The sequence below is a fragment of the Gulbenkiania mobilis genome (assembly GCA_004346645.1).
In the GTDB taxonomy this organism is placed as follows: domain Bacteria; phylum Pseudomonadota; class Gammaproteobacteria; order Burkholderiales; family Chromobacteriaceae; genus Gulbenkiania; species Gulbenkiania mobilis.
This window is the reverse complement of record SMDA01000005.1, coordinates 25,050-46,715: the sequence shown is the minus strand read 5'-3', so window position 1 is coordinate 46,715 and position 21,666 is coordinate 25,050. Positions and strand designations below refer to the sequence as shown.

Here is a 21,666-nt window from a genome sequence, read left to right as displayed (position 1 = left end):
GCCAACCTTGGACTGAACCGTCACCCCAATGAAAAACGGCATCCCTGGGGATGCCGTTTCCGTTCTGCCTCAGCCACGCGTCCAGTGCGGACTTAGTTGCTGCCCTTCGCCGCACGGCGACGATCATGCTCCTGCAGGTGACGCTTGCGGATACGGATCGATTTAGGGGTGATTTCCACCAGCTCGTCATCGTCGATAAACTCCACCGCCGATTCCAGCGTCAGCTTGATCGGGGTGGTCAGGCGCACGGCTTCGTCGGTACCGGAAGCGCGCACGTTGGTCAGCTTCTTGCCCTTCAGCGGGTTCACCACCAGGTCGTTGTCACGGCTGTGGATGCCGATGATCATGCCTTCGTATACCTTCTCGCCCGGGCTCACGAACATGCGGCCGCGGTCTTCCAGGTTCCACAGCGCGTAGGCCACGGCTTCACCGTTGTCCTGCGAGATCAGCACGCCGTTGTGGCGGCCCGGCAGGTCGGCCTTGACCGGACCGTAGTCATCGAACACGTGGCTCATCAGGCCGGTGCCGCGGGTCATGGTCAGGAAGTCCGATTGGAAGCCGATCAGGCCACGCGCCGGGATGTGGTACTCCAGGCGGGTGCGGCCATTGCCGTCGGACTCCATGTTGGTCAGCTCGCCACGACGGCGGCCGATCTCTTCCATCACCGCACCCTGGTGGTCGTCTTCCAGGTCGATGGTCAGGTTTTCGTACGGCTCGCACTTCTCGCCGTTGATTTCCTTGAACACTACACGCGGCTTGCCTACTGCCAGTTCGAAACCCTCGCGGCGCATGTTCTCCAACAGGATGGTCAGGTGCAGCTCGCCACGGCCCGAGACACGGAAGATGTCCGAATCCTCAGTGTCTTCGACACGCAGTGCCACGTTGGTCAGCAGCTCCTTGGTCAGGCGGTCGCGAATCTGGCGGCTGGTCACGAACTTGCCTTCGGTACCGGCCAGCGGGCTGGTGTTCACCATGAAGTCCATGGTCAGCGTCGGCTCGTCCACCGACAGCATCGGCAGGCCGATCGGCTGCTCCTTGTCGCAGATGGTCACACCGATGCCGATATCCTCGATGCCGGAGATGATGATGATGTCACCGGCCTCGGCCTCCTCTACCGGCACGCGCTCGAGGCCCTTGTAGCCCAGCACCTGGTTAATGCGGCCGGAGGCGACCTGGTCCTCGTGGTTCATCACCACGACCTGCTGGCCCGGCTTGATGCGGCCGTTGAGGATGCGGCCCACGCCCAGGCGGCCGGTATAGGTGGAGTAATCCAGCGCGGCAATCTGCAGCTGCAGCGGGGCATCCACACTGCCCGGGGGGGTGGGAACATGCTGGAGCACGGTGTCGAACAACGGGCGCATGTCGCCGGACTCTTCATCCAGCTCCATCTTGGCAAAGCCGTTCAGGCCAGAGGCGTAAACGATCGGGAAGTCCAACTGCTCATCGGTGGCGCCAAGCTTGTCGAAGAGATCGAAGGTCTGGTCCACGACCCAGTCCGGACGGGCACCCGGACGGTCGATCTTGTTGATGACCACGATCGGACGCAGACCGAGGGCAAGCGCCTTCTTGGTCACGAAACGGGTCTGCGGCATCGGGCCTTCCACCGCGTCGACCAGCAGCAGCACGCCATCGACCATGCCCAGCACGCGCTCCACCTCACCGCCAAAATCGGCGTGCCCCGGGGTGTCCACGATGTTGATGTGCACGCCTTCGTATTCGATGGCGGTGTTCTTGGCGAGAATGGTGATGCCACGCTCTTTTTCGAGGTCGTTGCTGTCCATCACGCGCTCATCAACCTGCTGGTTGTCGCGGAATGTGCCGGACTGGCGCAGGAGCTGGTCGACCAGGGTGGTCTTGCCGTGGTCGACGTGGGCGATAATGGCGATGTTGCGGATCTGTCGGGTCATGTCTAGGGTGGAAAGCTTTGTCTGGTAACGGAAAATCGCGCGATTCTAGCACGTTCGCGGCAACCTTCCTAACCGCAACGCGCCTGCACGACAGTTTGCGCCGCTTTGTTTACACTCTCGAGCCCGAAGTCAGGAGATGGCGATGTACGACTGGAATGCCCTGTGGGAAGACAACACCGACCGTATCAAGACGCTGGAGGCCCCGCTCTCCGGTCCACCGGACGCGGCGCGCGCCGTGGCTACAACCGATGGCGAGATCCCGTTGACGGTCTATGAAACCGATGAGGCTTTTCTGCTGGCGCGTCAGGCGCCGCCTGCCCTGCTCACCCTGCCCAAGCGCGAGTTGTTCGAACTGACGCTGCGCTTCGTCCCCGAGAATGAAAGCGGCGAACCCGAGGTGAACATTCTCGTCGACAACCTCGCCACCGGGGAGAGCGATGCGTGGCGCAGCCCGGTCCGCCGCGACGACGAGGGTCGGCTGTGGGTGGGAAGCCGTCTTCTGGGAGAAGGGGTGCTGCCGCCCATGCCCTTCGATGATCTGTCGTTCACCGACAATGCATCTTTTCGCGACGCCCTCTACCGCCTGTGGCAGGACGATCTGCCTCAGCTGGCACCGTTGATCGAAAGCCATTTCTCCGGCGAACTCTCGAGGTTGGCCGAAGCGGCCCCCTCCGGCGCCGATGGCTTTGAAGGGGGCCGCCTGGACCAGATCTGCGATCGCTATGCAGAGATCGTGCGCCGCGAGCAGGCCGTGCTCTCCAGACTGTTCAGCGATGATGAGCTGCGCCTGGTGGCTGAGGTGATCCGCCCGCTCACTTTCGACAGTGCCGCCTCCTGCCGCGGCCTGTGGCTGGCTGTCGAGGCCCGGCTGGTCGACGACGAGATCGATCGCGCGCTGGGGGTGGACGCAGCGCGACTGCTGCAGCGACTCAAGGATCTCAGCTATGCCCAGGAGGTGGCACTGATTGAGGCCCTCAGCCCGCATAGCGCCTGAGAGAGGACAAAAAAAGAGGGCGGCGCCCGCAGGCACCGCCCAAGCCCATCCGTTACAAGGGTTGCATCAAGGAGAAGACTTCCAGCGCCGCCATCGTAACCACCCTTCATGACAAGGTGGTGACAGCAGGCATGGTCAGCACGATCTTCCCGAGGTTGCGATCCGCTTCCATATGGGTGTGTGCCGCGCCCACCTGCGCAAACGGGAAGGTGGTATCCACGGTGAGGCGCACCGCCCCGTCGTGCAGCGCGGGGAGGATGGTGCGCTCCAGAGCGCGCGCCAGTCTGGCCTTCACCTCGACCGGCTGGCTGCGCAGGGTGGAGCCGCGCACCGACAGGCGCTTGACCAGCACCGGCCCGAGATTGAGGTCCGCATGACTGCCGCCCATCACGCCGATCAAGATCAGGCGTCCGTCCTGGCGCAGGCTGGCGATATTGTCTGCAAGGTAGGCCCCGCCAACCGGATCCAGTATCACGTCCACCCCGCCGGCTTCCTTCATCAGCGGCGCAAAGCCACCACCACGCGCCTTGAAGACCCTTTCGGCCCCCAGCTCCCGGCAGAAGGTCTGCTTGGGCGCGCTGCTGGCACTGGCAAACACCCGTGCCCCAAGAAGACGGCCCAACTGGATCGTGGCCGCACCCACACCGCTGGCGCCGGCATGCACCAGCAGGCTCTCGCCCTCGGCCAGCCGGGCCACCTCCACCATGTTGAGCCAGGCCGTCATCCACACTTCGGGCAGGCTGGCAGCCTCGGCCCACCCCAGCCAGTCGGGCTTGGGAATGGCCAGGTCGGCCTCGAGCACGGCGTATTCTGCGTAGCCTCCGCCGGGCACCAAACCGAAGACAGCGTCGCCCGGTTGAAAGCGTCCGGCACTGCCCACAGCTTCCACGATGCCGGCCACTTCCAGCCCCAGGAGGGGCGTCACCCCGGCGGGGGGCGGATAATGCCCTTCGCGCTGCACCACGTCCGCGCGGTTCACACCGGCAGCCAGAACCCTTACCAGAAGCTGGCCCGGCCCGGGCATGGGCCGTTCCACCACCTCCAGCGACAACGTTTCAATGCCACCCGGCCGGTGCTGCACCACTGCCTGCATCGACATGTCATTCTCCTTTCGCGCCCGAGGGCTGATGGATTGATTACAATAGCACGCTATGGATGAACCCTGTTTCCACTGCGGACTCCCCATACCAGAGTCCGCCGACTTTCCCGTCCGCCATCGCGAGAAAAGCGAAGCGACCTGCTGCGCCGGCTGTCAGGCTGTGGCGCAGACCATCATCGACAGCGGGCTGGGCGACTACTACGCCCACCGTACCGAAGGTGCCCGCCAGGCAGAACCCTTGCCCAAAGAGCTGCTGGACCAGATCCGGCTTTATGACAGCGATGCACTGCAGCAGAGCTTCGTTCGGGTGGAGGATGGCGACATCCGCGAAGCCGCGCTGATGCTGGAAGGCATCACCTGCGCCGCCTGCGTGTGGCTGAACGAGCAGCATGTGAAGCGCCTGCCCGGCGTGCTGTCGGTGGACATCAACTACAGCAGTCACCGCGCCCGCGTACGCTGGGACAACACCCGGCTACGCCTGTCGCAGATCCTCGAGGCCATCAGCGCCATCGGCTATCGTGCTCACCCCTACGATGCAGCACGTCAGGAGGCGATGCAGCAGAAGGAGCGCAAGCAGTCGATCAACCGACTGTGGGTGGCGGGCCTGTCGATGATGCAGGTAATGATGTATGCGGTGCCCATCTACATTGCGGGGGACGGAGAGATCGACCCCGAGTTCCTGTGGATCCTGCACTGGGCGAGCTTTGCGCTGACGCTGCCGGTGCTCCTGTACTCCGCCCTGCCCTTCTACCGTGGCACCTGGCGCGACCTGAAGACCCGCCGGCTGGGCATGGACACCCCTGTCACTATCGGCATCCTGACCGGCTTCTTCGCCAGCTTCTGGGCACTGATCCATCATGTGGAACACGGCATTTATTTCGATTCGGTGTCCATGTTCGTGTTCCTGCTGCTAGGGGGGCGCTACCTGGAAGGCGTGGCGCGGCGCAAGGCGGGCGAAGCCTCGGAAAATCTTGTGAAGCTGCTGCCGGCCTTTGCACACCGGCTGCAAGGTTGGCCGAAGAGCCGGGAGGCGAGCGAAGCGCCTGTGGCCGACCTGGCCAAGGGCGACGTGCTGCTGGTGAAGCCGGGCGAGACCCTGCCCACCGACGGCCTGGTCCTGGAAGGACGCAGTGCCGCCGACGAGTCACTGCTGACCGGCGAAAGCCGCCCCATCCCGAAAGCCCAGGGCGATGCCGTGGTCGCTGGCAGCGTCAACACCGCCAGTCCCTTGGTGGTGGAGGTCACCGAAACCGGTCAGCACACTCGGCTGGCCGGCATCGTGCGGCTCCTGGACCAGGCGCTGGCCGACAAGCCGCGGCTGGCTGTGCTGGCAGATCGCTTTGCCAGCTGGTTCGTGACCGTGCTGCTGCTGGTGGCTGCCGTCAGCTACATCGGGTGGCACTTTGTCGATCCGGACCGTGCCTTGTGGATCATGGTCGCGGTGCTAGTGATCTCCTGTCCCTGCGCGCTCTCGCTGGCAACCCCGGCCGCCCTGACGGCGGCAACCGGCCATCTGGCCAGCCTGGGGATGCTGACCACGCGCGGCCATGCGCTGGAAACCTTGCCACACGTCACCGACGTGGTGTTCGACAAGACAGGCACACTGACGCATGGCCGGATGCAGCTGATCGACACTCTCGTGCTCGACGGATCGCTTCCCGAGCAGGCACTGGCGATCGCCGCCGCACTTGAAGCGGGCTCTGAACACCCGATTGCCCGCGCCTTTAACGACGCCGCGCGTGGACTGGAACTGCCCACCCTGGTGGAAACGGAGAACATGCCCGGAGCGGGCGTGGAAGGCCGCATCGGGGGCTGCCGCTGGCGGCTGGGTCGCCCGGCCTTCGTGATGTCGCTGGCAGGCACGCCACCTGCCGCGCTGGAAGACTGGCGACAAGGCGAGACCGTAGTGGTGCTAGGCAGCGAGGCCGGATGGATTGCCGCCTTCGCCATTGGCGATGCGGTCCGGGAGGACGCGGCAGCCACTGTCGCGACGCTGAAGCGGCGCGGCCTTCGGCTACACCTGCTCTCGGGGGACAACCCGGGCGTGGTGGAGCGTTTGGGGCGCATGTTGGAGCTGGATACCTGGCAGGCCCAAGCCAGCCCGGAAGACAAGCTCGCGTATGTCGCGGCGCTGCAGGCCGAGGGACGGCGGGTGCTGATGATGGGCGACGGCATCAATGATGCCCCGGTCCTGGCCCGGGCGGACGTGTCCGTGGCTATGGGCAGCGGCACCGATGTGGCCCGTGCCAGCGGTGACATGATCCTCGTGAACGATCGTCTGGGTACGCTGCCCCAAGCGGTCACCCTGGGCCACCGCACGCTGGGGGTGATACGCCAGAACCTGTGGTGGGCGGCCAGCTACAACCTGGTGGCGCTGCCCTTGGCCATCGCCGGGCACGTCACGCCCTGGCTGGCCAGTTTGGGTATGGCCCTCAGTTCACTGATCGTGGTCGGCAATGCGTTGCGCCTCGTGCGACGCACCGGCCCCAACGCGTCCTCGGGGCGCTGACAGGACACACTCATGGAAAGCCTGTATCTCCTGATTCCGCTGAGCATCGTGCTGGCCTTCGTCATCGGCGCCTGCTTCTGGTGGGCTACCCGCTCGGGGCAGTTCGATGACTTGGAAGGGCCGGCCCACCGCATCCTGATGGACGACGACACGCCACCGCAGGACAGTCCGCCTTCCCCACCGCCGGCCGATGGCGCCGGACGCCCGCCCCGCACGCCCTGACATGACAGGGTAAAGGCGGTGGGCTAGCATGGCGGTCCCGCAGCCCACTCCGATGGCATCGTGAAGACCGACTTTTCCTTTTTTGCCCGGCGGCGCTTTCTGCCTCTTTTTGGCACGCAGTTTCTTGGCGCGCTCAACGACAACCTGCTGAAGACGGCGGTGATCGTACTGATCAGCTTCCATGGTCTGACGCTGGCCGGCCTACCCCCGGCCCAGCTCGTCAATGTCGCCACCGCCGTATTCCTGTTGCCTTTCTTCCTCTTCTCCGCCACCGCCGGCAAGGTAGCCGAACGCTACGACAAAGCCCTGGTGGCACGGCGGATCAAGCAGGTGGAGGTCGGCATCATGCTGCTGGCGGCGGGCGGCTTTGTACTGATGTCAGCCGCCATGCTGCTGGCCGCGCTCTTCCTGATGGGCGTGCATTCGACCTTCTTCGGCCCGCTGAAATACTCGGTGCTGCCGCAGTACCTCCATGGAGAGGAGCTAGTGGGCGGCAACGGGCTGATCGAGATGGGGACCTTCATTGCCATTCTCGCCGGCCAGATCGGCGGCAGCATCGCAGCCGACCATCACATCGGGCTGATCATCGGTCTGACTGTGGCCGCTGCCGTGGCGGGCTACGGCTTCAGCCATGCCATGCCACCGGCGCCGCCGGCCGCGCCGGAGCTTCGGTTGTCGTGGAACATCTGGGCCGACTCGCGCGACCTGCTGCAAGAAGCCTGGCGGCTCCCGGATGTGCGCGCAGCGATCCTGGGCATCTCCTGGTTCTGGCTGATGGGCACGCTCTACACAACACAGCTGCCGATCTTCACCCGCCTGCACCTGGGCGGGGATGGTTCGGTATACACGGTGCTGCTCGCCTGCTTCTCGGTAGGGATCGGTATCGGTTCGGTGGTGTGCGCCAAGCTCTCGCGTGGCCGTCTGGAGTTGGGGTTGGTACTGGTGGGGGCGCTGGGTCTGTCGCTATTCGGCCTGGACCTGGCCTTCAACAACTATCTCTTGTACCTGCCCCCGCTGGAAGGCGCTCAGCCTCTGGTGGACGAGGCAGGCCGGCTTCTGGGCTGGCAGGCCTTCCTCGGGCGTGCCGCCGCCTGGCATGTAATGGCGGATGTGGCGCTGTTGGGGTTTTCCGGCGGGTTCTTCACCGTACCGCTCTACACCTGGCTGCAGACCGCCAGCCCGGCGGTGTTCCGCTCACAGGCGGTGGCTGCCAACAACATCGTGAACGGCTTCTACATGGTGGCCGGGGTGGGCGCGAGCGGGCTAGTGCTGGCCCTGAAGAACAATGTGGCCCTGCTGTTCCTGATTGCTTCGGTGGTCAACCTGCTGGCGACCTGGGGCCTTGTCCGGGCTGGCCCCGCCATCTGGGCCGCACGCACCGGCTGGCTACATCGCGCGGAGCACTGAGCAGCGCGCCGGCTTCGGCCAACCCTGCTGCCGTCTAGGGTTGGCCGAAGCGGCCTTCTCACTCATCGGCCAGTTGGACCGGCTCCTCCCCGGCATCCGCCAGGAGATGCGGGGCAAGCTGCTTGTTGCTCTTGATGCCGAGGCGGCGCAGCTTTTCTGCCCGCCCCACAAGATTGCCACTTCCACTGCAAAGCTGCCTCATGGCATTTCCGTAGGTATCCTGCACCGTCCCCAGCTGCTTGCCGAGCTTTTCCAGCGTCTCGGCAAACCCCACGAACTTGTCGTACATGGCACCGCTCTGACGGGCAATCTCCACCGCATTCTGGTTCTGGTACTCGTAGCGCCAGATGCTGGCGACGGTGCGCAAGGTGGCCAGCAGCGTGCTGGGGCCCACGATCATGATGCGCCGCTCGAAGGCCTCGTTGAACAGGGCCATGTCGTGCTGCACCGCCAGAAGATAGGCCGGCTCCACCGGAACGAACATGAATACGAAATCGAGCGTCCGCAGTCGGTAGAGGTCCTGATAACGCTTTTCGGAGAGCGTGCGAATGTGCGTGCGCAAGGCAGTGATGTGTGCCTTCAGTTCGGCGTCCCGCACGGTCTCGTCGGTGGCTGCGGTGTAGCGCACGTAGGCATTGAGCGATACTTTGGAGTCCACCACCAGTTGCTTGCCTTCCGGCAGGTCGATCACCACGTCCGGCTGGTAGCGACGCGTCCCGCCTTCCTCGGTCTCTACCACATCCGACACCTGTACCCGGTACTCGCGGTCGCGGGTCAGCCCCGAGGTTTCCAGCACTTTCTCCAGGACCATTTCACCCCAGGTACCCTGCGCCTTACTGCTGGCGCCGGTCAGCGCATTGGTAAGCGCCACCGCATCCTGGTTGAGCCGGGTGTTGAGCGCCTGCAGGCGCCGCAGTTCCTGTTCGAGCGTCAACCGCTCCTTGGAGTCCTTGTCATAGGTGTCCTGCACCAGCTTGCCGAACGACTGAATCCGCTCATGCAGCGGGCCGAGCAACTGGCCCAGGTTCTCGCGGTTCTGCTCGGTGAAGCGGCGTGACTTTTCCTCAAGGATATCGGCCGCCAGTGCCTTGAACTGGTTGGAGAGCGCTTCGCGCGCCTCTGTCAGCAGAGTGAGCTTTTCGGCGGCCTGTCGGCGCTCCTCCCCAAGAAGTGTGGCCAGTTCCTGCTCACGCGCAGCCAGCCGGGCAAGCTCTGCTGCCTGGGCGCGGGCCTGCTCTGCCTGCTGTTGCTGCGCTTGGCGCACCGCCTCCAGCTGCCGCTGCTGCTCCTGACGCGTGGCCCAGTGCGCAGCCGCCTGCTGCTGGGCCTCACCCAGTTGCTGTCGCAGAGCGCTCAGCGTGGCTTCCGCCTCGTTCAGGCGCTGCATCCATTGCTGCTGCTGTTCCACAGAGACGGCCAGCTGTGCTGAAAGGGCTGCCTGCTCCTGCAAGCACAGGCGGCTCTCTTCCGCATGGCGCGCAGACAGCCGGGCGCGGCCGGCGAACCAGCCGAGTGCACCGGCTAGCACCAGACCAGCAGATAGAACCATCTCGATCATGAACGTGCATCCTCGGGGAAGGGGTCAGCGGCAAGCCTAAGCGATCTGATGAAAATGTACAAATTCAAGACGATCAGCCGGGCAGGTACTTGCTTCAGTGCGCGTGAGTGCCAGTTGGGCAAGCGGCAAAAACAGTTTGCTCAAAGGAGGAAGGAGTCCCTGCCCGCGCAAGCTAGCAGGCTGTCCAGTGCTGGAGATAAAGCTGCAGTTCCTTGCGCCCCTGCCACTCGTTGGCCACCACCTGGTACACCGCATCGATGCGGTCGGGCAGCCAGTCGCTCTGGTTGAACAGCATGGCATCGAACTCTGCCCCCTCGCGCGCCAGCCGCAGCTTGAGGTGCTTTCCACCCACCACCCGCTGGCTGATCACGTCGAACACATCGTGGAAGCACGGTGGAGGGAAGCCCTGCCCCCACACTTCACCTGCCAGCGTTTCGGCCAAGGCCAGATGCAACTCCCGCCCTGGCAGGCTGCCGTCGGTCTCGATAGTGCGGGTGAGAGCCCCGGCATCCAGCAGTTCGCGTGCAACGCGCTCGAAGGCCTGCTGGAAGTCCTGGAACGCTACTTCGGCCAAGGTCAGGCCTGCTGCCATGGCATGCCCGCCAAACTTCTGAATCAGCCCGGGGTGGCGCTTGCTGACCAGATCCAGCGCATCGCGCAGGTGAAAGCCCGGAATGGAGCGACCGGAGCCCTTGATCTCGCCGCAGTCACCTGGGGCGAACACGATGGCAGGCCGGTGGAAGCGCTCCTTGAGGCGCGAGGCCACGATGCCTACCACGCCCTGGTGCCAGTCGTCACGGTAGAGCGAGAGCGTGTAGCGATCGGCCGGGTCGAAGGTGGAAAGCACTGCCAAGGCTTCGTCCTGCATGCTGTGCTCGATGCTGCGCCGCTCCCGATTAAGCCGGTCGAGCTCCTGTGCCAGCGCTTCGGCCTGAGTGTCGCTGGAGGCGAGCAGGCAGGCGATCCCGAGGCTCATGTCGTCCAGCCGGCCCGCCGCATTCAGCCGTGGGCCCAGCGTGAACCCGAGATCGAAGGTATTGGCCTTGTGCGGCGCCCGCCCGGCCACCCGGAACAGGGCGGCGATACCCGGTGCCATGCGGCCGGCGCGCATACGCTTGAGGCCGTTCTCCACCAGAATGCGGTTGTTCTGATCCAGGCGCACCACGTCCGCCACCGTGCCCAGCGCCACGTAGTCCAGCAGCTCGCCCAGATTGGGCTCGGGCCGCTCGCGGTAGGTGCCACGGCTGCGCTGCTCGGCGCGCAAGGCCATCAGCACATAGAACATCACCCCGACACCCGCCAGGCACTTCGAGGGAAAGTCGCAGCCTGGCTGGTTGGGGTTGACGATCAGTGCATCAGGCAGGAGGTCGCCGGGCAGGTGATGGTCAGTGATCAGCACTTCGATGCCGCGCGCGCGCGCGGCCTCCACGCCGGCCACGCTGGCAATGCCGTTGTCCACGGTAAGAATCAGGTCTGGATGGGTTTGCGCTGCCAGTTCCACGATCTCCGGGGTCAGGCCATAACCGTATTCAAAGCGGTTGGGAACGATGAAGTCGACACGCGCGCCCAGCATCCCCAGCCCTTTCACCGCCACCGCGCAGGCGGTGGCGCCGTCGGCATCGTAATCGGCCACCACCAGGATGCGCTCGCCCTTCTCTACCGCATCCGCAAGGCGACAGGCCATCGGGCCGATGTTCTTGAGGTACCCGAAAGGAATAAGCGCCCGCAAGGTGTAGTCCAGCTCGCACGCCGTGCCGATGCCGCGCGCGGCATACAGACGGGCCATCAGAGGGGAGAGCCCTTCGTCCACCAGCGCGCGGTGTGCGGCGTCCGGAACGGAGCGGGTGAGGATGCGTGACATGGAAGGCTTCAGTAAAGGACGGACAACGGACGCGGACGCTTCCAGAATTTCAGCAGGTCGGACGCCTTCACCTCAAGGGTGAAGCCGCTCGGCCCATGGGCAGAGAGTTCGAGCTGCTTGACGATACCATCCTTCATGGCGGCAAGCACCGGGACAAACCAGCGCCGCTCCACATCGGCCAACGCCTCACGCCAGCCCCAGGCGTCGCGATACTGCGCCGGCCCCTGCAGGGTATCCACCACCACCAGCGGACGCTCGGCAGCCGTGGCGGCTTCGGCCAACCCCTCGAAAGCATAAGGCGCGGCAGCATGGAAGGTGCCACCGATCTCGGCCAGCGACTGCCACAGCCGGTCGTCGGCGAGCACGGCATCGGAGAGCGCCGGCACTTCCGGAAGCTGCCCTTCGCCCCACAGCCAGACACTGTTCACCGGCACCTCGCCCCGGGCCTCGCGTGCGTCGTTGACCGGATGGGTATAGAGCAGCATCTGCAGTTCATTGAGGAAGCGGCTCCAGACCAGTCCCTCTGACCCGCCCGGCAGATGGCGGTTGACGTCTTCGCCCACGGCATCCGGCAGCGGCACGAAAAGTGCCTTCGTCGGGCCGGGCAGTTCCACATACCAACGGCCCGGGCCGGGTGCATGAAAGCGCAGGCCGTCCTCCGCGAAATGCCGGTTGAGGCTGGCCACGAGGGCATCGGCCTCCTCTTGCGACAGCGCCATCACCCCCACATCCGCCAGGAGCGCCCGGTCCCGGTCGACTCGCAGCGTAACCGGATCGGCCACCAGCCAGTGGCTGTCAGGGTCGGGAAGCAGGCCATCCCGGCGGGCTTCATGCACCGCCAGCGAAAGACCAGGTTGGCCGAAGAGGCCGGCAGCCATCACCGACAGGGGGCGAGGCGCGGACACCAGCCGGCCCCGGCCCAACAGGGTGGAGAGTGCGGGCACCGGCACCTTTGCCGCCACCTCGGCGCCATCCTCGGCATCCAGCCAGGCAAGCCCCGGCACCACCAGTTTGAGTTTCATCGTCGTTTTGGCCGCTTAGGCAAGGGTTACGCGGGCGAACTTGCGCTTGCCCACCTGCAGCACCACGGTCGTGCCGGCATCAAGCATCAGCCCCTTGTCCTCCACCTTTTCGCCGTCCGCCTTCACCCCGCCCTGCTGGATCATGCGAAAGGCCTCCGAGGTGGAGGCCACCAGCCCGGCTTCCTTCAACACCTGACCGATGGCCATACGGCCTTCTGCGCCGGTGCTGACGCTCACCTCGGGCAGGGCATCGGGAATGGCATTTTTCTGGAAGCGTGCCTGGAAGTCGGCCAGCGCACCCTGCGCCGCCTCGGTGCTGTGGAAACGCGTCACCAGCTCCATCGCCAGTTCGATCTTCACGTCGCGCGGGTTGCGACCGGCCTCCACTTGGGCCTTGAGCACGGCAATGTCTTCCAGCGAACGCGAGGACACGAGTTCGTAGTAGCGCCACATCAGGGTGTCGGACACCGACATCACCTTGCCAAAGATTTCCCCGGCCGGCTCGGCGATGCCGATGTAGTTGCCCAGGCTCTTGGACATCTTGTTCACGCCGTCCAGCCCTTCAAGCAAGGGCATCATGATCACGCACTGCGGCTTCTGACCGTGCTGTTCCTGAAGCATGCGCCCCATCAGCAGGTTGAACTTCTGGTCCGTGCCCCCCAGCTCGATATCGGCCTGCATCGCCACCGAGTCGTACCCCTGCAGCAACGGATACATGAATTCATGGATTGCAATCGGCTGGTTGCCCGCAAAGCGTTTCTTGAAGTCATCGCGCTCCAGCATGCGCGCCACGGTGGTGCTAGCCGCCAGCCGCAGCATGCCGGCGGCACCCAGCTCGGTGTTCCAGGTGGAGTTGAAACAGATCTCGGTACGCGCCGGGTCAAGGATCTTGTACACCTGCTCCTGGTAAGTACGGGCGTTGGCCTCCACCTGCTCACGCGTCAGGGGCGGGCGCGTGCTGTTCTTGCCGGAGGGGTCGCCGATCATGCCGGTAAAGTCGCCAATGAGGAACATGATCTTGTGGCCCAGGTCCTGCAGCTGGCGCATCTTGGTCAGCACCACGGTATGCCCCAGGTGCAGGTCGGGCGCGGTCGGGTCGAAGCCTGCCTTCACCCGCAGTGGCCGGTTTTCCTTGAGTTTGGCGATGAGTTCGGCTTCGATCAGCACTTCCTCCGCACCGCGCTTGATGATCCGCAGCGCTTCGTCGATGGAGGGATTTTCGGGGCGAACACCAGAGGTCATGAGGCTTCCTGTCAACGATCGTTTTGTTGCCGTACTGTTGCAGCACGGGGCTATGTTCATGTTTCTTAACGGGAAAGATTTCCGCCCTGCAGCCGGATCTGATAGCATGCGCTTTTGTGCGTGTTGCAACGACACACCCTTGAGGGCGCCATCCATCCCATTCGAGTGCCCAGGGGCGGGTAGAGAAACCGTTTAACCGCGCAGCATTCCGTCTGCGCCATCGGGAACAATGGATTATCGCAAACTGCTGAAAATACCGCAAAACGGCCTCGGTTCGCTGGTCAATCATCAGCTGGGCTGGTTTGCTGTAGCGGCCAGCCTGCCTGCCTTCGGCATGCTGACCGCCTTTGCCGTAGCCCCGGGCAGCCAGATGCCGGAACCGGCCCCGGCCGTCCAGGAAATCACCCAGCGTCTGGCCCTGCCCGACTTCAAGCTGAACAGCAGCCCCACCCGCTATTGGCGGGAGGAGCCGGTGGCACGCGGCGAGACGCTGTCGCAGCTGCTGCATCGCCTCGGCATCCGCGACAGGGACGTGGCAAGCGTGCTTTCCACCCCCAGCCTTTCGCGTAACCTGCTTCGTCTCAAGGCAGGCGCCACACTGTCGGTGCAGACCAATGACCAGGGCGAGCTTTTCGCCGTCCGCTTCCTCAACGACGACGAGAACGGCGAAAAGGTGTTGGTGGCGCTGGAGAAGGCAGGCGAACGCTGGCAGGCCAGCGCCCAGGCCCCGGAAACCGAAGCCACCCAGACCGTCCGCGCAGTGGACGTTACTTCCAGCCTGACCGGCGCGCTGGCACGCAACGACGTGCCGGTGGAAATCCGGGCCCAACTGGCGGAAATCTTTTCCGATCAGATTGACCTGAACACTCTGGGCCGTGGCGACCGGGTGTCACTGGTCTACGAAACGCTCAACTACCAGGGTACGCCGATCGCCACCGGCAACATCCTCGCGGCCGAGGTGGAAAAAGCCGGACAGGTTTACCAGGCTTACTACTTTGCGCATGGCAGCGAGGCCGGTGCCTACTATGACGCACTGGGCCGCCCGATGAAGAAGGGCTTCAGCCAACAGCCGGTGTCCGATGCCCCGATCAGCTCGGGCTTTGGCTTACGCTACCACCCGGTACTGCACGCCCTGCGCATGCACGAGGGCATCGACTATGCCGCCAAGATAGGCGCCCCCGTGGTGGCCCCTTCCGACGGCACCGTGGAGTTGGCCGAAACGCAGAACGGCTACGGCAACGTCATCGAACTGCGGCACGGCAGCAAGCTTTCCACCCTGTACGGCCACCTCAGCGCCTTCGCTCCCGGCCTACGCCCCGGCAAGGCGGTCAAGGCCGGCGAGGTGATCGGCTATGTGGGCAATACTGGCCGCTCCACCGGTCCGCACCTGCACTTCGAGGTCAAGGTGGCCGGCCAGCCTGTCGACCCGGCCACCACCGCCCTGCCCACGCCGGGGCTGACGGCCTCTGAACGCATCGCCTTCCGTAACGACAGCCTCAAGCTGGCAGGCAGTCTCCGCTTGCTGCGTGACATCCCCGTCAACGTGGCGCAGCTCGACTGATGACCGAGTACTACATCGGCCTGATGTCGGGCACCAGTCTTGACGGCGTGGATGCCGTGTTGGTCGCCTTCGACGAGGGCGGCAAGCTGGCGGTGCAGGGCGAGGCATTCGTCCCCTTCAGTGATGTGCTGCGCGCGGAAGTGCTGGCGCTGCAGCCCTCTGGCTACGACGAACTGGACCGGGCAGCCCGGCTGGCCAACACCTTGTCCGACCTGTACACGCAGGCTGTGCGGCAGGTCCTGGACCATAGCGGGCTTCCCGCCTCGGCAGTGGTCGCGGTCGGCTGTCACGGTCAGACCGTGCGCCATGCGCCGCAAGCCGGCTATACGCTGCAACTGGTTAATCTCGCACGCCTGGCCGAAGGCTGCGGCATTGATGTGACCGGCGACTTCCGCAGCCGCGACATCGCCGCAGGGGGCCAGGGAGCCCCGTTGGTGCCCGCCTTTCACCATGCAACCTTTGCCAGCGCCACCGAAGGCCGTGTCATTCTCAACATCGGGGGCATCGCCAATCTCACCTGCCTGCTGCCAGGCGAAGCTGTTACCGGCTTCGACACCGGCCCCGGCAATATGCTGATGGATGCCTGGACACTACGCCATCTGGGGACTCCATACGATGCCTCCGGCCGCTGGGCACGGCAGGGGCACTGCCTCCCGGCCCTGCTGGAACAGCTGCTGGAAGAGCCCTACTTCCGGATGAAACCGCCCAAAAGCACCGGGCGCGACCTTTTCGACCTGCGCTGGCTGGAGCGTCAACTGCAGCTTTTCAGGGCACGCCATGCCATGGACCCCTCTCCCACCGACGTACAGGCCACGCTGATGCAGTTGACCGTGCAGTCCGTTTCCCAAGCCATTCGCCATCATGCCGCGGCAGTCAAGGCGGTATATGTCTGCGGTGGCGGTGCACGCAATGACTGGCTGATGCAGGGGTTGGCCGAAGCACTGCCGGGAGTACAGCTCGCTACCACCCAAGCGCTTGGCCTGCCGGTGCATCAGGTGGAAGCCACCGCATTCGCCTGGCTGGCCCGCCAGTTCGTCAAGCGTCAGGCAGGCAATCTGCCGGCCGTTACCGGTGCCACCGGCACTCGCCTGCTGGGCGCCCTCTACCCCGCCTGATCGCCCCGACGGACGGCCCCCGCCGCGCGATAGCGGCCCCGTGCCCGGCCCCTTGCAGCCACTCCCCCCGCACCGGGTTTGGGCCGCTATAATGTGCGGCTGAACACGACCCCCACGAACCCGGTTTTTATGCGTCTTTTCAAGAAAAAGGCTGTCGTCCGCAACACTGCCTCCCCGCTGCCGCCCCGTCTGTCCGGCCTGCTGCGGGAAGCGTGGTGGATGATGATGGCCGTGGCTGCGGTCTATCTGGTGCTGATCCTGGCCAGCTATTCTCCGCAGGATCCTTCCTGGTCCCACAGCTCCTCCGACCCCAGCATCCGCAACTACGGCGGGGCTTTCGGCGCATGGATGTCCGACATGCTGCTGTATGTCTTCGGACTGTCTGCCTGGTGGCTGGTGGTGTTCTGCCTGGTTGCGATCGCATGGGGCTACCGGCGTATCGAGACGCTGGGGGTCAAGCTCAATCCGATGACGGTGGCGGCTGTCTGCGGTTTTCTGCTGCTGCTGCTCGCCAGCGCCAGCCTTGAAGCGGTGTTCCTAGGGAAGAAGTTGCTTCCGCTGCCCCTGACGGCGGGAGGAATGTTCGGTCGATTCTTCGGTGAGGGGCTGATGCATGCCTTGGGCCTCAGTGGCGCCACCCTGCTCCTTTCGGTGCTGGCAGCCATCGGATTCTCCCTATTTACCGGCATTTCCTGGCTGGACCTGATGGAAAGGGTGGGTGGCTGGACCGAAGAAACCGTGCTGCGCGCTTATCAGGCCTGGCAGGCGCGTCAGGACCGCGAGATCGGTCGCGAGGTGGCGCAGAAGCGGGAGGCCCGGGTCAGCACGGAAAAGAAGAAGACCGAAGAGAAACCGCCAGTGCGCATCGAGCCCCCGGTGCTGGATGTCCCCGTGGCGCCCAAGCTGCAAAAACCGGTGCAACCCTCGCTGTTCGCCGACCCCAACCACGGTGAGCTGCCGGGACTGGCGCTACTGGAGCCCCCCAAGGAACAGGCCGAGCCTGTTTCGCCCGACACTGTGGAGTACACCTCCCGCCTGATCGAGCGCAAGCTGGCCGACTTCGGCGTAGAGGTCAAGGTGGTGGCAGCCTATCCCGGACCGGTGATCACCCGGTACGAGATCGAGCCGGCCGTGGGCGTGAAGGGGGCCCAGATCGTCAACCTGATGAAGGATCTTGCGCGCGCTCTGAGCCTCGTCTCCATCCGCGTGGTGGAAACCATCCCCGGCAAGACCTACATGGGCCTCGAACTGCCCAACCCCAAGCGGCAGATCGTGCGCCTGTCGGAAATCATCGGCTCGGAAGGCTATCAGGGTATGGCCTCCCGCCTGACCATGGCGCTAGGCAAGGACATTGCCGGCCAGCCGGTTTCGGCCGACCTTGCCAAGATGCCCCACCTCTTGGTGGCAGGCACCACCGGTTCGGGCAAGTCCGTGGCCATCAATGCCATGATCCTGTCCTTGCTGTACAAGGCCACCCCGCAGGAAGTGCGTCTGATCATGGTAGACCCCAAGATGCTGGAACTGTCCATCTACGAGGGTATCCCGCATCTCCTAGCTCCCGTGGTCACCGACATGAAGCAGGCCGCCAATGCGCTCAACTGGTGCGTGGGCGAGATGGAGCGGCGCTACCGGCTGATGTCCAAGCTCGGCGTGCGCAACCTTGCCGGCTTCAATGCCAAGATCCGTGAGGCCGAGAAAAGCGGAGCGAAGCTCACCAACCCTTTCAGCCTGACCCCGGAAACCCCGGAGCCGCTCGATCCGCTACCACTGATCGTGGTGGTGATCGACGAGCTGGCCGACCTGATGATGGTAGCCGGCAAGAAGATCGAGGAACTGATCGCTCGTCTGGCCCAGAAGGCCCGCGCCGCGGGCATCCATCTGATCCTGGCTACTCAACGCCCGTCGGTAGATGTGATTACCGGCCTCATCAAGGCCAACATCCCGACCCGCATCGCCTTCCAGGTATCGAGCAAGATCGACAGCCGCACCATCCTGGACCAGATGGGTGCCGAAACGTTGCTCGGACAGGGCGACATGCTCTACCTGCCGCCGGGTACCGGCTACCCGCTGCGCGTGCATGGCGCTTTCGTGGCCGACGAGGAAGTCCATCATGTGGTGGAATTCCTCAAGAGCACTGGCGAACCCGACTACATTGAAGGCATCCTCACCGGTGGCACCGAGGGTGGTGCCGCCGAAGGGGGAGAATTCGGCTTGGCCGGCGGGGTGAGCGGGGGCGACCCGGAGAGTGATGCGCTCTACGATGAAGCGGTTGCCGTGGTGCTGAAGACGCGCAAGGCATCCATCTCCTCGGTACAGCGTCATCTGCGCATCGGCTACAACCGGGCAGCCCGTCTGATCGAGCAAATGGAGGCCGCTGGCGTGGTATCCGCCATGGAAACCAACGGCAACCGCACCGTCCTCGTGCCCGCCCGGGAAGAATGATGAGCGCCCCGGCCAAGCTGCCGGGGCTGTCTGTCACGTGACCCTTACTTGAATGGATCTCTCATGGCCCGCTATCTCGACGAGCCCGCCTTCCGTCACGACTACACGCCACGCACAGCGGTACTGCTGATCAATCTCGGCACACCGGACGCGCCCACGGCCGCGGCACTGCGGCCCTATCTCAAGGAGTTTCTTTCGGATACGCGTGTGGTGGAAATCCCCCGCGCAGTGTGGTGGTTCATCCTCAACGGCATCATCCTTAACACCCGCCCGCGCAAGTCAGCGGCCAAATACGCTACCGTCTGGATGCCGGAGGGAGGTCCGCTGCTGGTACACACCCGGCACCAGGCGACTGCGTTGGCCGAAGCCCTACAGGCACGCGGCCTGAGTGATCTCGTGGTCGACTTTGCCATGCGCTACGGCAACCCCTCGGTGGAAAGCGTAATGCAGAAGCTGCGCGGCCAGGGTGTGGAGCGCATCCTGCTGTTTCCGATGTATCCGCAGTATGCTGGCTCTTCAAGTGCAACGGCCCTGGACGCAGCGTTCCGCACCCTGATGAAGATGCGCAACATGCCGGAGGTACGCACCGTGCGCCATTTTCACGACAGTCCGGCCTACATCGCCGCGCTGGCCGAGAACGTACGCAGCCACTGGGCGCGGCACGGACGCCCCGACAAGCTGGTGATGAGCTTTCATGGCGTGCCGCGCTTTACCCTGGACAAGGGGGATCCGTACCACTGCGAATGTCACAAGACGGGCCGGCTACTGGCCGAAGCGCTGGAACTGCCCCGCGACGCCTATGAAGTGTGCTTCCAGAGCCGGTTCGGACGCGCCGAATGGCTGCAACCCTACACCACCGATGTCCTGACGCAACTGGGACAGGCCGGTACACGCCGCATTGACGTGATCTGTCCGGGCTTCGTGGCTGACTGTCTGGAAACGCTGGAGGAAATCGCGGAGGAAGGGAAGGAAACCTTCCACGCTGCAGGCGGTGGGGAATACCACTACATCCCCTGTCTCAACAGCTCTCCGGCATGGATTTCGGGTCTTGCGGAAATGGTGGTTTCACAACTGCAGGGATGGCTGCCGCAAACACGGGAAAACCCCGCACTGCGCTGTGAAAGAGCACAAAAACTTGGAGCGAAACAGTAGGCGCGAACCTGTCTTTCAGACCCCTTGAAAACATCGTTGACACTGTATAGGGGCCTCAGCATAATCGATTGCACCTGGCGGTATTTCACAAGAATGCCTGCCAGCGACTATACAGAGATCACCAAGTCTACATCGATAAGATCAGGGGAAATAGAACATGAATAAATACGCTCGTCTGAGCCTCATTGCCGCCGCTGCCGTCACGCTGGTTGCCTGCGGTGAAAAAAATAACGAAGGTGCGGGCAATACCGCCGCTTCCGGTGCCTCGACCGAAGCCACCGGGGGTGACGCAGTCGTCAAAATCGGCCAGGTCTCTCCCATGACCGGCCCGATCGCGCATCTGGGCAAGGACAACGAGTTCGGCGCCCAGCTGGCCATCGAGGACCTGAACGCCGAAGGCGTGGAAATCGGAGGCAAGAAGGTCAAGTTCGAGCTGGTTTCCGAAGACGACCAGGCTGATCCGAAGATCGGCACCCAGGTGGCCCAGCGTCTGGTTGACGCAGGCGTCGTGGGCGTGGTCGGCCACCTGAACTCTGGCACCACCATCCCGGCCTCCAAGATCTACTCGGATGCCGGCCTGCCCCAGATCTCCCCGTCGGCCACCAACCCCGACTACACCAAGCAGGGCTTCAAAACCACCTTCCGAGTCATTGCCAACGACATCCAGCAGGGCAAGGCGCTGGGCGAGTTCGCCATCGACGGCCTGAAGGCCAAGCGTGTGGCAATCATCGACGACCGCACCGCCTACGGCCAAGGTCTGGCGGACGAATTTGAGAAGGCCGTGAAGGCCAAGGGCGGCGAAGTGGTGAAGCGCGAGTTCACCACCAACACGGCCACCGACTTCAATGCCATTCTCACGTCCATCAAAGGTGCCAAGCCGGAAGTGATTTTCTATGGCGGCATGGATGCACAGGCTGGCCCGCTGGCCAAACAGATGAAGCGTCTGGGCCTCAATGCCAAGCTGATGGGCGGCGATGGCTGGCAGACTCCGGAATTCGTCAAGCTGGCCGGTGACGCCTCCGAAGGCCAGTACGCCTCGAGCTGCGGCGTGCCGCGCGACAAGATGCCGGGCTTCGCTTCCTTCAACGACAAGTTCAAGAAGAAGTTCAACACCGAAGTTCAGATCTACGCCCCGTACGAGTACGACGCCGTCCGCGTACTGGTCGATGCGATGAAGCGCGCCAACTCGACCGACCCGAAGGTTTATCTGCCGGAAGTGTCCAAGACCAGCTACACCGGCGTAACTGGCAAGATCGAGTTCGACGACAAGGGCGACATCAAGAACGGTGCCGTTACGGTATACCAGGTGAAGAACGGCAAATGGGAAGTGGTTTCCACTGTGGGTGGTGGGGCCGATGCAGCAGCACCGGCTGCAAGTGCAGCCCAGTAAGCCCGCATCAATCCTAATACGGCGCCTTCGGGCGCCGTTTTTGTTTACAGGTTATGGCCAAGATTCCGCGCTAATGCATTAGAACGAATAGCCTCTGCTTTTAGCAGAAGCTATTCGATAGTTTTAACCCTGCCCGGATTTTAAGCCCGCGATGAAACGAGCAAGCAGACCCAGCGGGAATTGGC

General features: G+C 64.0%; 15 protein-coding genes. 9 read left to right on the top strand and 6 right to left on the bottom strand.

Annotated features, from left to right (window positions below; translation table 11 throughout):
• Nucleotides 1-92: 92 nt before the first annotated feature.
• Complete coding sequence (typA, locus tag EV669_RS08725) at nucleotides 93-1,907, bottom strand: translational GTPase TypA (protein ID WP_132098435.1); 1,815 nt, start codon at nucleotides 1,905-1,907, stop codon at nucleotides 93-95.
• Between the two features lie 142 nt (nucleotides 1,908-2,049).
• Between typA and EV669_RS08720 the strand changes: the two genes are divergently transcribed.
• Nucleotides 2,050-2,901 carry a hypothetical protein gene (locus tag EV669_RS08720; protein WP_054285856.1) on the top strand — a complete coding sequence of 284 codons (852 nt, stop codon included), beginning with the start codon at nucleotides 2,050-2,052 and terminating at the stop codon, nucleotides 2,899-2,901.
• Between the two features lie 106 nt (nucleotides 2,902-3,007).
• Here EV669_RS08720 and EV669_RS08715 read toward each other — a convergent pair whose 3' ends face one another.
• Nucleotides 3,008-4,000: an NAD(P)H-quinone oxidoreductase gene (locus tag EV669_RS08715; RefSeq protein ID WP_054285814.1), complete on the bottom strand. Its 993-nt coding sequence runs from the start codon at nucleotides 3,998-4,000 to the stop codon at nucleotides 3,008-3,010.
• Between the two features lie 52 nt (nucleotides 4,001-4,052).
• On the opposite strand from EV669_RS08715, the gene EV669_RS08710 reads away from it, so the two are divergent.
• From EV669_RS08710 to EV669_RS08700, 3 genes are read left to right on the top strand one after another with little or no spacing between them, the layout of a single operon-like run.
• Nucleotides 4,053-6,509 carry a heavy metal translocating P-type ATPase gene (locus tag EV669_RS08710; protein WP_132098434.1) on the top strand — a complete coding sequence of 819 codons (2,457 nt, stop codon included), beginning with the start codon at nucleotides 4,053-4,055 and terminating at the stop codon, nucleotides 6,507-6,509.
• Nucleotides 6,510-6,521: 12 nt separating this feature from the next.
• Complete coding sequence (gene ccoS, locus EV669_RS08705; RefSeq protein WP_132098433.1) at nucleotides 6,522-6,731, top strand: cbb3-type cytochrome oxidase assembly protein CcoS; 210 nt, start codon at nucleotides 6,522-6,524, stop codon at nucleotides 6,729-6,731.
• Between the two features lie 60 nt (nucleotides 6,732-6,791).
• Nucleotides 6,792-8,138: an MFS transporter gene (locus EV669_RS08700; protein ID WP_132098432.1), complete on the top strand. Its 1,347-nt coding sequence runs from the start codon at nucleotides 6,792-6,794 to the stop codon at nucleotides 8,136-8,138.
• Between the two features lie 58 nt (nucleotides 8,139-8,196).
• Here the strand turns inward: EV669_RS08700 and rmuC are convergent, their stop codons facing one another.
• The 4 genes from rmuC to tyrS form a co-directional block, all read right to left on the bottom strand.
• Entirely contained in the window at nucleotides 8,197-9,696 is a 1,500-nt protein-coding gene (gene rmuC, locus EV669_RS08695) for a DNA recombination protein RmuC (protein WP_207913821.1), read from the bottom strand.
• Nucleotides 9,697-9,868: 172 nt separating this feature from the next.
• Nucleotides 9,869-11,557, bottom strand: a complete 1,689-nt coding sequence (gene recJ / locus EV669_RS08690; RefSeq protein WP_132098431.1) for a single-stranded-DNA-specific exonuclease RecJ — start codon at nucleotides 11,555-11,557, stop codon at nucleotides 9,869-9,871.
• Nucleotides 11,558-11,565: 8 nt separating this feature from the next.
• Complete coding sequence (locus EV669_RS08685) at nucleotides 11,566-12,579, bottom strand: hypothetical protein (protein WP_132098430.1); 1,014 nt, start codon at nucleotides 12,577-12,579, stop codon at nucleotides 11,566-11,568.
• A 15-nt stretch (nucleotides 12,580-12,594) separates the two neighbouring features.
• Entirely contained in the window at nucleotides 12,595-13,821 is a 1,227-nt protein-coding gene (gene tyrS, locus EV669_RS08680; protein WP_132098429.1) for a tyrosine--tRNA ligase, read from the bottom strand.
• Nucleotides 13,822-14,050: 229 nt separating this feature from the next.
• Here tyrS and EV669_RS08675 point away from each other — a divergent pair, with 229 nt between their 5' ends.
• From EV669_RS08675 to EV669_RS08655, 5 genes are all read left to right on the top strand, one after another.
• Nucleotides 14,051-15,382 carry a M23 family metallopeptidase gene (locus tag EV669_RS08675; protein WP_132098428.1) on the top strand — a complete coding sequence of 444 codons (1,332 nt, stop codon included), beginning with the start codon at nucleotides 14,051-14,053 and terminating at the stop codon, nucleotides 15,380-15,382.
• Nucleotides 15,382-16,497 carry an anhydro-N-acetylmuramic acid kinase gene (locus EV669_RS08670; protein WP_132098427.1) on the top strand — a complete coding sequence of 372 codons (1,116 nt, stop codon included), beginning with the start codon at nucleotides 15,382-15,384 and terminating at the stop codon, nucleotides 16,495-16,497. Before EV669_RS08675 ends, EV669_RS08670 begins: the two co-directional genes overlap by 1 nt.
• 129 nt (nucleotides 16,498-16,626) lie before the next feature.
• Nucleotides 16,627-18,939 (top strand): DNA translocase FtsK, encoded by a 2,313-nt coding sequence (locus tag EV669_RS08665; protein WP_054285824.1) that lies wholly within the window; start codon nucleotides 16,627-16,629, stop codon nucleotides 18,937-18,939.
• 63 nt (nucleotides 18,940-19,002) lie between these two features.
• The gene (gene hemH, locus EV669_RS08660) at nucleotides 19,003-20,091 is read left to right on the top strand and encodes a ferrochelatase (protein ID WP_055434144.1); all 1,089 of its coding nucleotides are present in this window, start codon (nucleotides 19,003-19,005) and stop codon (nucleotides 20,089-20,091) included.
• Nucleotides 20,092-20,248: 157 nt separating this feature from the next.
• Entirely contained in the window at nucleotides 20,249-21,481 is a 1,233-nt protein-coding gene (locus tag EV669_RS08655; protein WP_054285826.1) for a branched-chain amino acid ABC transporter substrate-binding protein, read from the top strand.
• Nucleotides 21,482-21,666 lie beyond the last annotated feature (185 nt).

Excerpts from the sequence above, each read along its gene's own strand:
- typA (WP_132098435.1), bottom strand. The coding sequence starts at position 1,907 with ATGACCCGACAGATCCGCAACATCGCCATTATCGCCCACGTCGACCAC.
- EV669_RS08720 (WP_054285856.1), top strand. The coding sequence starts at position 2,050 with ATGTACGACTGGAATGCCCTGTGGGAAGACAACACCGACCGTATCAAG.
- EV669_RS08715 (WP_054285814.1), bottom strand. The coding sequence starts at position 4,000 with ATGTCGATGCAGGCAGTGGTGCAGCACCGGCCGGGTGGCATTGAAACG.
- EV669_RS08710 (WP_132098434.1), top strand. The coding sequence starts at position 4,053 with ATGGATGAACCCTGTTTCCACTGCGGACTCCCCATACCAGAGTCCGCC.
- ccoS (WP_132098433.1), top strand. The coding sequence starts at position 6,522 with ATGGAAAGCCTGTATCTCCTGATTCCGCTGAGCATCGTGCTGGCCTTC.
- rmuC (WP_207913821.1), bottom strand. The coding sequence starts at position 9,696 with ATGATCGAGATGGTTCTATCTGCTGGTCTGGTGCTAGCCGGTGCACTC.
- recJ (WP_132098431.1), bottom strand. The coding sequence starts at position 11,557 with ATGTCACGCATCCTCACCCGCTCCGTTCCGGACGCCGCACACCGCGCG.
- EV669_RS08685 (WP_132098430.1), bottom strand. The coding sequence starts at position 12,579 with ATGAAACTCAAACTGGTGGTGCCGGGGCTTGCCTGGCTGGATGCCGAG.
- tyrS (WP_132098429.1), bottom strand. The coding sequence starts at position 13,821 with ATGACCTCTGGTGTTCGCCCCGAAAATCCCTCCATCGACGAAGCGCTG.
- EV669_RS08675 (WP_132098428.1), top strand. The coding sequence starts at position 14,051 with ATGGATTATCGCAAACTGCTGAAAATACCGCAAAACGGCCTCGGTTCG.
- EV669_RS08670 (WP_132098427.1), top strand. The coding sequence starts at position 15,382 with ATGACCGAGTACTACATCGGCCTGATGTCGGGCACCAGTCTTGACGGC.
- EV669_RS08665 (WP_054285824.1), top strand. The coding sequence starts at position 16,627 with ATGCGTCTTTTCAAGAAAAAGGCTGTCGTCCGCAACACTGCCTCCCCG.
- hemH (WP_055434144.1), top strand. The coding sequence starts at position 19,003 with ATGGCCCGCTATCTCGACGAGCCCGCCTTCCGTCACGACTACACGCCA.
- EV669_RS08655 (WP_054285826.1), top strand. The coding sequence starts at position 20,249 with ATGAATAAATACGCTCGTCTGAGCCTCATTGCCGCCGCTGCCGTCACG.